This is a genomic window from Actinomycetospora sp. (genome assembly GCF_055612215.1).
In genome coordinates this window covers 1-10278 of sequence record NZ_JBVPVA010000427.1, presented here as the reverse complement: position 1 = coordinate 10278, position 10278 = coordinate 1, and the positions used below count along the sequence as shown (strand labels likewise).

Below are 10278 nucleotides of genomic sequence, written 5' to 3'. Positions count from 1 at the left end.
CCCAGGCTCGCGACCGCCGCGAAACGCCTCGTGCTCGGACTCCCGTTCCGCAGCGACGAGCTCTCGGACACGTTGCTGCGCAAACGCATCGCGCTGCCCGTGTTCGCCTCCGACGCGCTCTCCTCCGTGGCCTACGCGCCGCAGGAGGTCCTGGTCACCCTGTCGCTGGCCGGGCTCGGCGCCTACGTGTTCTCGCCGTGGATCGGCGTCGCGGTCGTCCTGGTCCTCGCGACCGTGGTCGTCAGCTACCGGCAGAACGTGCACGCCTACCCGTCGGGCGGCGGGGACTACGAGATCGCGACGGTCAACCTCGGCCGCGCCGCCGGGCTCACCGTGGCCTCCGCGCTGCTCTTGGACTACACGCTGACGGTGGCCGTGTCGATGTCCTCGGCGGCGGACAACCTCGGGGCGCTGATCCCGTTCGTCGGGACCCACAAGGTGCTGTTCTGCGTGGTGGCGATCGCGATCCTCACCGCGATCAACCTGCGCGGCGTGCGGGAGTCGGGGGCGGCGTTCGCGATCCCGGTCTACTGCTTCATCGCGAGCCTCGTCGCCATGGTCGTCGTGGGGGTCGTCCGGCTGACCCTCACCGGCGAGCCGCTGACCGCTCCGAGCGCCTCGATCGGGGTGGTGGGGGAGGACCACCAGCTCTCCCAGTTCGCCCTCGCGTTCCTGGTCCTGCGCTCGTTCACCCAGGGCTGCGCGGCGCTGACCGGCGTCGAGGCCATCTCCAACGGGGTGCCGGCGTTCCGCAAGCCCAAGTCGCGCAACGCCGCGACCACGCTCGCCATGCTCGGCCTGATCGCGGTGGCGCTGTTCGGCGGCATGCTCGGGCTGGCCCGGGCCACCGGGGTGCACCTGGCCGAGGACCCGGACACCCAGCTCGTCAACGCCCCGCCGGGCTACAAGCAGGAGACGCTGATCGCCCAGCTCGCGCAGACGATCTTCCACGGCTTCGCGCCGGGGTTCTGGGCGGTGACGATCTTCACGGCGCTGATCCTCGTGCTCGCCGCGAACACCGCCTTCAACGGCTTCCCGGTGCTCGGCTCGATCCTCGCCCAGGACCGCTACCTGCCCCGCCAGCTGCACACCCGCGGGGACCGGCTGGCGTTCTCGAACGGCATCATCTTCCTGGCCTTCTTCGCCGTGGTGCTCGTCGTCGGGTTCGGTGCCCAGGTCACGGCCCTCATCCCGCTCTACACCGTCGGCGTGTTCGTCTCGTTCACCCTGAGCCAGACCGGCATGGTGCGGCACTGGAACCGCCTGCTGCGCACCGAGACCGGCAGCGAGGAGCGCAGCCGCCTGCGGCGTTCGCGGCTGGTGTCGGGGTTCGGGGCGACGATGACGGGGGTCGTCCTCGTCGTCGTGCTCATCACGAAGTTCGCGGTGGGCGCCTGGATCGCGATCGTCGCCGGCGGGCTGGCGTTCGCGCTCATGCTCTCGATCCGCAAGCACTACGACCGTGTGTCCGAGGAGATCGCCGCCCCCGAGGGTGTCCTCGAGGGCGTGCTGCCCAGCCGCAACCACGCGATCGTCCTGGTCTCCACCGTCCACAAGCCGACGCTCCGGGCGGTCGCCTACGCCCGCGCGACCCGGCCCGACGTCCTCGAGGCGGTCACGGTCAACGTCGACGACTCCGACACCCGCAAGGTGGTCTCCGACTGGGAGGCCCGCCAGCTCCCGGTGCCGCTCAAGGTGCTGGAATCGCCCTACCGGGAGATCACCCGGCCGATCCTGCAGTACGTCAAGCGCATCCGGACCGACAACCCGCGCGACGTCGTCACGGTGTTCATCCCGGAGTACGTGCTGGGGCGCTGGTGGGAGCAGGTGCTCCACAACCAGAGCGCCCTGCGGCTCAAGGGCAGGCTCCTCTTCCAGAAGGGTGTGATGGTCGTCAGCGTGCCGTGGCAGCTCGAATCCTCCGCGCGTGCGGCGGCGAAACGGGCGCCGGTGGCCCCCGGTTCGGCGCGCCGCGGCTACGAGGCGCCGCCGCCCGGCGTGGGCGGTGGCCCGCCGCGACGCGACTCCTCCGCGACCGGGGCCGTGCCGCCGCTGGGCACCGCCTCGGGCACGACGACCTCGCCGAAGGACCCCGCGGGTCCGGACGGGGCGTCCCCGCGCCCCGGTGCCGATGTCCGCTGACCCGGGCGGCCCCGTGACGACGGCCGTCCCGTCGACGACCCCGACGGCGACGGAGGTGCCGACGGTCCGCGAGCCCGCGGACTCGTGGGTCGACCGGATGCTCGACGTCGAGGTGGGCGCGGTCGCCCACGGCGGGCACTGCGTCGCGCGCCACGAGGGCCGCGTGGTCTTCGTGCGCCACGCCCTGCCCGGCGAACGGGTCCACGCGGTGGTCACCGAGGACGGCGGCGGGTCCTTCTGCCGCGCCGACGCGGTGACGGTGCTCCGCGCGGCGCCGGGCCGGGTCGAGCCGGCCTGCCCCTGGGCCGGGCCCGGCGGCTGCGGCGGCTGCGACTTCCAGCACGCCGACCACGACACCCAGCGCGCGCTCAAGGCGACCGTCGTCGCCGAGCAGCTCGCCCGCCTGGCCGGCATCGAGCGGCAGGTCACGTGCGAGGCGCTGCCCGGCGGCCCCCTGGGCTGGCGCACGCGGCTGCGGATGGCGGTCACCGACGACGGCCGGCCCGGGCTGCGGGCGCACCGCAGCCACGAGGTGCTGCCGGTCGGCGACTGCCCGATCGCGGTGCCGGGCGCCCTCGCCCCGGTCATCGACCACGAGTGGACGCCGACCGCCGAGATCGAGATCGTGCACGACGCGGCCGGCGAGACCCACGCCGCCGAGCTCCTCGAGGGCGAGCGGCACCCGGAGATCGGGTCAGGGGTGGCGCACGAGCGCGCCGCCGGACGCGACTGGGAGCTCCCCGCGCCCGCGTTCTGGCAGGTCCACCCGGGGGCGGCCGACGCGGTGGTGGCCGCCGCGCTCGAGGGCGTCGGCGACGTCGGTCCCGGCGAGACCGTGTGGGACCTCTACGGCGGCGCCGGCCTGATCGCCGCCGCGCTGGCCGAGCGGGTGGGCCCGGAGGGGCTCGTCGTGGACGTCGAGTCGGACCCCGACGCGACCGCCGCCGCGGCGGCGAACCTGGCCGACCTGCCCGCCTGCCGCGTCGTGCGGGGGCGGGTGGAGAAGGTGCTGGAGGGGCTCGCCCGATCCGACGGTCCCCCCGCGGTGATCGTCGCCGACCCGCCGCGCAAGGGTCTGGGGCGGCCGCTGGCGGCACGGCTGGGGGCGGTGGGGGCCCGGCGCATCGTGCACGTGGCCTGCGACCCGGCGGCCCTGGCCCGCGACGTCGCGGCGTTGATGGAGACCGGGTACCGGCTCGAGGGGCTGCGGGTCTTCGACGCCTTCCCCATGACCCACCACGTGGAGTGCGTGGCGACCCTGGTGAAGGAGCCCGTCCCCGTGGAGACCGGGTGAGCTGTCCGACCCCTCCGGAGGGCCTCGTCGCGCTGGGCCTCGTCCCGGCCGGGCCGGTCAGCTTCCTCGACGGCGTGGGGCTGGTCGACCACCACTGCCACTCGGTCACGGCCGCCGACCTCGACCGGCCGGCGTTCGAGGCACTGCTCACCGAGGGACAGGGCCCGGCGCCCGGGACCTCGGCGTTCGACTCCGCGCTCGGCTTCTCGGTGCGCCGCTGGTGCTCCCCGGTGCTGGGGCTGCCCCCGCACGCCGGCCCCGACGACTACCTGACCCGGCGCGCCGAGATCGGCACCGCGCGCTCGTCGCGGGCGCTGCTGCGGGCGGCCGGCACGGCGTCACTGCTGGTCGACCACGGGTTCGCCGCGGACGGCCTGCTCGGGCTCGACGAGCTGGCCGAGGCCGCGGGCGTGCCGGTCGGCGAGGTGGTGCGCCTGGAGGCGGTGGCCGAGGACGTCGCCGACGCGGGGGTGGACGCCGCGGACTACGGCGAGGCGGTGGCCGGCGAGATCGCCCGGCGCACGGCCGCGGAGCGGCGGCCGCTGCCCGTGGCGTGCAAGACGGTGCTGGCCTACCGGGCCGGCCTCGACGTCGACCCGCGCCGGCCCGAGCCCGCCGAGGTGGCCGTCGCCGCCGACGCGTGGCTGCCGCGGCGGGCGGCTGAGCGCGCCCCGCTGCGCGACCCGGTGCTGCTGCGCCACGGCATCTGGGCGGGCCTGGACACCGGGCTGCCGCTGCAGCTGCACACCGGCTTCGGCGACGCCGATGAGGACCTGCACCGCGCCGACCCGGCGCTGCTCACCGGCTTCGCGCGGCTCGTCGAGCCCCTCGGCGTGCCGCTGATGCTGCTGCACACCTACCCGTACCACCGTCAGGCGGCGTGGCTCGCCCAGGTGTTCGCCGGGGTCCACGTCGACGTGAGCCTCGCCGTGCCCTACGTCGGCGCCCGGGCCCGGTCGGTCGTCGCCGAGATGCTGGAGCTCGCTCCCTTTGCCAAGGTGCTCTACGCCTCGGACGCCTACGGCCTGCCCGAGCTGCACCTGCTGGGCGCGCTGCGGTTCCGGGCGGCCCTCGGCGGGCTGCTCGAGCAGGCCTGCGCGACCGACGAGATGTCCCCTGCCGACGCCGAACGGGTGGCCACCATGATCGCTCGCGAGAACGCCCGCCGGGTCTACGCGCGGATGCCCGCGTGAGCGGGCCGGCGTCGGGAGACGGAGCGCAGCGGGGCTCGACCCTCGAGACGGCCGCCCCGGCCCCGGAGGTCCCCGCCGACCTGGCGGACGCGCTCGAGGCCGAGCTGCCGGCCGCCGTCGAGCTCCGGCACGTCCTGCACCGCGAGCCCCGGGTGTCCGGCGACGAGGCCGACTCACGCGACGCGGTCGCGGCGGCGCTCGGGTCGGTGCTGGAGCCGGTGGCCGGCACCGGGGGGATGCTGCGCCTGGGCGGGCCGGGGCCCGCCGTCGCCGTCCGGGCCGAGCTCGACGCGCTCCCGGTCCTCGAGGCGACCGGGCTGGCGTTCGCGTCGGTCGCCGACCCCGAGCACCCCGCCGCCCACGTCTGCGGCCACGACGTCCACGTGGCCGCGCTCGTGGCCGTCGCCCGCGCGGTCGCGGCGGCGGGCCCCGAGCTGCTGCCCGCCCCGCTGCTCGCGGTGTTCCAGCCGCGGGAGGAGAAGGCGCCCAGCGGCGCGGCCGACGTCGTCGCCTCCGAGGCCTTCCGCGCGCACACCCCGGGCGCCGTGCTCGGGGTGCACGTCCAGCCCGAGCTGCTGCGCGGGGTCGTGTCCGCCCGGCCGGGCCCGGTCAACGCCTCGTCCGACGAGATCGAGATCACCGTCCACGGTCGCGCCGGGCACGGCGGCTACCCCCACCGCACGCGTGACCCGGTGCTCGCGCTCGCGCAGGTCGTCGTCTCGGTCCAGCAGGTGGTGTCGCGGCGGGTGAACCCGCTCGAGGCCGGCGTCGTGACCATCGGCCAGCTGACGGCGGGCAGCGCCCCCAACGTCGTGCCCGCGCTCGCCACCGCCCGCGGCACGGTCCGCGCCCTCGACGCCGACCGCGACGAGATGCTCGCCGCCGTCCGCGACGTCGTCGAGCACACCGCGGCCGCCCACGGGTGCACCGGCGAGATGCACGTGGTGCCCAACGAGCCCGCCGTGGTCAACGACGAGCGCCTGGCGGGCGCGATCGCGGCGGCCCTGGGACGGCGCCGCCGCGGCGAGCGCCCCGCCCGCCCCACGGGCCTCGTGCTGGACACCACGTTCCGCTCGTGCGGTGCCGACGACTTCTCCCACTACTCGGCCGGGGAGGACGCCCCGCCCGTCCCGTCCGTGATGCTGTTCGTCGGCACGGCCGACCCCGACGCCGTGCTCGGCAGCGCCCCCGGCCTGCACCACCCCGCGTTCTCGCCCGACGACGCGATGGTCGGCGAGGTCGCCCGCGCCCTGCTCGCCGCCGTCGTCGCCGCGGGCGGCGTCCTCGCCCCCTCCGCCGAACCAGCCGCACCCGCCGCACCAGCCGCACCAGCCCAGGAGCCCCGGTGACCGAGATCCGCCACTTCAGCCGTGCCTTCCTCCGCGACCCGCTGCACGTCGCGGCCCTGTTCCCGAGCTTCCCGCCGCTCTGCCGGCAGGCGATCGCCCCGCTGCCCGAGACCGGCGACCCGGTCGTCGTCGACCTCGGGGCGGGGACCGGGTCGGTCACCGACGAGGTCCAGAAGGTGCTGCGGGGCCGCGGCCGGCACATCGCGATCGAGTTCGACGCGGAGATGGCCGAGGTCCTGCGCGAGCGCCACCCCGAGGTCGAGGTCATCTGCGACGACGCCCACGCCGCCGTCGAGAAGCTGCTCGCCGAGGGGGTGCGCGCGGACCTGTCGGTCTCCGGGCTGCCCTGGCTCGCGACCGCCCCGAAGGACCGCTCGATCTTCCCGCTGCTGGCCCGCCTCGCGGCCCCCGGCGGCGCCGTGACGCAGCTCGCGCATGCCTGGATCCGCTTCTTCCCGACGGCCAAGCAGGTGCAGCGCAACCTCGAGGCCACGTTCGAGGAGGTGGTGGTCAGCCGCACGGTGTGGCTCAACGCGCCGCCCGCCGTCGTCTACGTGGCCCGCCGCCCGCGCACCGACTGACCGCGCCCGGGAGGGTCTGACGCGTCACGCGCGCCCCGTGCGGGCCTCGCACCTCCTGCGGACCTCCGTAGACTGACCGGGCCCGTTCGTCGGGCGATCGGGACCCGTCAGAGATGAGGCGAGGAGCAGTGAGCCTGCTGCAGCGCGTCCGCACCCCGGCCGACCTGAAGGCGCTCGCCCCCGGCGAGGTCGACTCGCTGGCCGCCGAGATCCGCGGGTTCCTCGTGGACAAGGTCTGCCGCACCGGCGGCCACCTCGGCCCGAACCTCGGCGTCGTGGAGCTGACGCTCGCGCTGCACCGGGTCTTCGACTCCCCGCGCGACGCGCTGGTGTTCGACACCGGGCACCAGAGCTACGTCCACAAGATCGTCACCGGCCGCTCCGGGGAGTTCGACGGGCTGCGTCAGGGCGGTGGCCTCTCCGGCTACCCGAGCCGCACCGAGAGCCCGCACGACCACGTCGAGAACTCCCACGCGTCCACCGCGATCTCCTGGGCGGACGGGCTCGCGAAGGCCGACGCGCTGCTGGGGCGCGACCGCAGGGTGGTGGCCGTCGTCGGCGACGGGGCCCTCACCGGCGGCATGTGCTGGGAGGCGCTGAACAACGTCGCCGGCTCGGACCGGCCCGTCGTCATCGTCGTCAACGACAACGGCCGCTCCTACGCGCCGACGATCGGCGGCCTCTCCGAGCGGCTCTCGACGCTGCGGCTCGCGCCCCGCTACGAGGAGGTCCTCGAGCACGGCAAGCGGGCGCTGCAGAAGATCCCGGTCGTGGGCGGCCCGCTGTACTCGGCGATGCACGCCGCCAAGGCCGGGGTGAAGGACGCGATCACCCCGCAGGCGCTGTTCTCCGACCTCGGCATCAAGTACGTCGGTCCCGTCGACGGCCACGACGTCGCGGCCCTGGAGACCGCGCTGTCGGCCGCGCGGGACTTCGGCGCGCCGGTGATCGTGCACGCCGTGACCTACAAGGGCCGCGGCTTCCCCTCGGCGGAGCAGGACCAGGCCGACCAGATGCACTCGGTCGGCGTGCTCGACCCGGACACCGGCCTGCCGGTCGGCCCGAAGCCGCGCGAGTGGACCTCGGTGTTCACCGACGCGATGCTCGAGCTCGGCCGCGAGCGCGCCGACGTCGTCGCGATCACCGCGGCCATGCCCGGCCCGACCGGGCTCTCGGCGTTCGGCGAGGCCTACCCCGAGCGGCTCTTCGACGTCGGCATCGCCGAGGCCCACGCGATGACCTCGGCCGCCGGGCTCGCCCACGGCGGCCTGCACCCCGTCGTCGCGATCTACTCGACGTTCCTCAACCGCGCCTTCGACCAGCTGCTCATGGACGTGGCCCTGCACCGCGAGCCCGTCACCGTGGTGCTCGACCGCGCCGGGGTCACCGGCAGCGACGGCGCGAGCCACAACGGCATGTGGGACCTCGCGGTCATGGGGATCGTCCCCGGGCTGCGGGTGGCGGCCCCGCGTGACGCGGTGACCCTGCGCGAGCAGCTGCGCGAGGCCGTGGACGTCTCCGACGGGCCGACCGCGCTGCGCTGGTCCAAGGGCGCGGTGCCGGGCGAGGTGCCCGCGCTGCGCCGGCTGGGGCCGGGCGGGGTGGCGGCGACCGGCGGCCCGGGCGCGGTCGACGTGCTCGCCGAGCCCGGCCGGCTCTCGCGCGCCGCGCCGCGGCCCACCGCGGTCGAGCGCCTCGACGACGCCGAGACGCCGTCGGTGCCCGACGTGCTGCTCGTCGTCGTGGGCGGCTTCGGCCAGCTCGGCGTCGAGGCCGCGGACCGGCTCACCGCGCAGGGGATCGGGGTCACGGTCGTGGACCCGCGCTGGGTCCAGCCGGTGCCCGAGGTGCTGTGCGAGCTGGCGGCGGCGCACCGGCTCGTGGTGACGGTCGAGGACGGCGGCCGCCACGGCGGCTTCGGCTCCGCGGTGGCCGACCGGCTGGCGGAGGCCGGCATCGACGTCCCGGTGCGCCAGATCGCGCTGGACCAGGAGTTCCTCGCCCACGACAGCCGGGGCGCGATCCTCACCGCGGCCGGGCTGACCGACCAGGACGTGGCCCGCCGGGTCACCGAGTGGGTCTCGGGGCGCCCCGACGACGTGCCGGTGGCGTCGTTCCCGCGCGCGGCGGGCGACGCCGGCCGCTGACCGGCCCCGCCTCGGGGTCTCCGGCCTCGCCCTCCTGCGGCAGCAACGGCACGTTCCTGGCACCTGACGTCAGGACGGCGCCGTTCACCCGTCGGGTCGGCCCGGGCCCCCGGCCAGCAACGGCACGTTCCTGGCACCTGACGTCAGGACGGCGCCGTTCACCCAGCCGCCCCATCGACGAGATCCGCCCAGCGAATCCTCAGCCCCCGCTCAGGCACGCGGTGGCATCGTGGAGGGCGTGCGCATTCTGATCGTGGAGGACGAGCAGGCCCTGGCGGACGCGCTGGCGCGGGGGCTGCGTCGTGAGGGCATGGCCGTCGACGTCGCCTACGACGGCGACACCGGCTCGGAGAAGGCCTCGGTGACCCGCTACGACGTCGTGGTCCTCGACCGCGACCTCCCGGGCCGATCCGGGGACGACCTGTGCGCCGAGATGGCGGGCGGGGTCACCCGGGTGATCATGCTGACGGCCAGCGGAGCGCTGCGCGACAAGGTCGCGGGGCTCGCGCTGGGCGCCGACGACTACCTGGCCAAGCCGTTCGACTTCCCCGAGCTCGTGGCCCGCATCCGGGCCCTGGGCCGGCGCGCCACGCCCGCGACGCCCCCGGTGCTCGAGGCGGCGGGCGTCGTGCTCGACCCGGCCAAGCGGACCGTGCTGCGCGACGGCGAGCCGGTCGACCTCACCCGCAAGGAGTTCGGCGTCCTCGAGGTCCTGCTCGCGGCCGGCGGGGCCGTGGTGTCCTCCGAGGAGCTGCTCGAGCGGGTCTGGGACGAGAACGCCGACCCGTTCACGACGACCGTGCGGGTCACCGTCATGACCCTGCGCAAGAAGCTGGGCGACCCGGGGATCATCGACACCGTCGTCGGGTCGGGCTACCGCGTCCGCACCGACGCGCCCGCCCGGGTCTGACGGGCGGCCCTCACCCCGCGGGCACCCCGAGCATCTCCCGGGCCTCGGCGCACGTCGCCGGGCGCCGGCCGAGCGCCTCGAGCAGCGACGTCGCCTCGTCGAGCAGGTGGAGGTTCGACGGCGTGCGCGCCCCGGCGTGGTCCTCCAGCCCGACGCGGACGTGCCCGCCCCGCTCCAGCGCGAGCCGGGCGAGACCGCAGCCGACGACATCGCCGCCCAGCACCGCCACCGACCAGGGCAGGCCGGTGGGCTCGAGGAGCTCGACGTAGGCGTCGAGGGCACGCTCGGTGGGTGGCAGGCCGAACTCGAGCGCGCCGCCGAAGTAGAGCTTGACGATCGCGCCCGGCGGGACGAGGCCGCGCCGGTGCCAGGCGAGGGTCGTCCGCAGGAAGCCCGGCTCGAAGATCGAGATGCTGGGTGCGGCGCCGAGGGCCGCACTGCGCGCGAACATGTGGGCCACGTCGGCGTAGGAGTTCTGGTACGGGCCGGGTGCGGCGGCGGCCGGGACCGACCCGTCGCTCGTCAGGCCCACGTTGACGGAGCCGGGATCGACCAGCGCCATCGCTCCGCGCCGGGCCAGCTCCTCGACGTGCGCCCAGCGCGTCTCCACCGGGATGCCGCGCGCCCCCGCGGCCATCGTCGGGTAGAGCAGGAGGTCGGGG

The 10278-nt window shown here is 75.7% G+C and carries 8 protein-coding genes; 7 read left to right on the top strand and 1 reads right to left on the bottom strand.

All coding sequences use genetic code 11. The features are described from left to right. The 7 genes from AC0CYZ_RS12105 to AC0CYZ_RS12075 all read left to right on the top strand — a co-directional run. The coding region (locus AC0CYZ_RS12105) for an APC family permease (RefSeq protein ID WP_472215602.1) at positions 1-2142 on the top strand (2142 nt) is incomplete at its 5' end. Between the two features lie 97 nt (positions 2143-2239). Next, positions 2240-3436: a class I SAM-dependent RNA methyltransferase gene (locus AC0CYZ_RS12100; protein WP_472215604.1), complete on the top strand. Its 1197-nt coding sequence runs from the start codon at positions 2240-2242 to the stop codon at positions 3434-3436. Continuing rightward, the gene (locus AC0CYZ_RS12095; protein WP_472215601.1) at positions 3433-4629 is read left to right on the top strand and encodes an amidohydrolase family protein; all 1197 of its coding nucleotides are present in this window, start codon (positions 3433-3435) and stop codon (positions 4627-4629) included. The genes AC0CYZ_RS12100 and AC0CYZ_RS12095 overlap by 4 nt, the downstream gene beginning before the upstream one ends. Further along, complete coding sequence (locus tag AC0CYZ_RS12090; RefSeq protein ID WP_472215599.1) at positions 4626-5978, top strand: M20 metallopeptidase family protein; 1353 nt, start codon at positions 4626-4628, stop codon at positions 5976-5978. The genes AC0CYZ_RS12095 and AC0CYZ_RS12090 overlap by 4 nt, the downstream gene beginning before the upstream one ends. Then, positions 5975-6559 carry a class I SAM-dependent methyltransferase gene (locus tag AC0CYZ_RS12085; RefSeq protein ID WP_472215597.1) on the top strand — a complete coding sequence of 195 codons (585 nt, stop codon included), beginning with the start codon at positions 5975-5977 and terminating at the stop codon, positions 6557-6559. The genes AC0CYZ_RS12090 and AC0CYZ_RS12085 overlap by 4 nt, the downstream gene beginning before the upstream one ends. A gap of 128 nt (positions 6560-6687) precedes the next feature. Beyond that, positions 6688-8706 carry a 1-deoxy-D-xylulose-5-phosphate synthase gene (gene dxs / locus AC0CYZ_RS12080; protein WP_472215595.1) on the top strand — a complete coding sequence of 673 codons (2019 nt, stop codon included), beginning with the start codon at positions 6688-6690 and terminating at the stop codon, positions 8704-8706. 238 nt (positions 8707-8944) lie between these two features. Further along, positions 8945-9616, top strand: coding sequence for a response regulator transcription factor (locus AC0CYZ_RS12075; RefSeq protein WP_472215593.1), 672 nt, complete (start codon positions 8945-8947; stop codon positions 9614-9616). Between the two features lie 10 nt (positions 9617-9626). Here the strand turns inward: AC0CYZ_RS12075 and AC0CYZ_RS12070 are convergent. Continuing rightward, positions 9627-10278, bottom strand: a 652-nt coding sequence (locus tag AC0CYZ_RS12070) for a beta-keto acid cleavage family enzyme (protein ID WP_472215591.1), incomplete at its 5' end; no start/stop codon positions are given.

What these genes read in the sequence shown, in the direction of transcription:
- AC0CYZ_RS12100 (WP_472215604.1), top strand. Translation starts at nt 2,240, where the DNA reads ATGCTCGACGTCGAGGTGGGCGCGGTCGCCCACGGCGGGCACTGCGTC.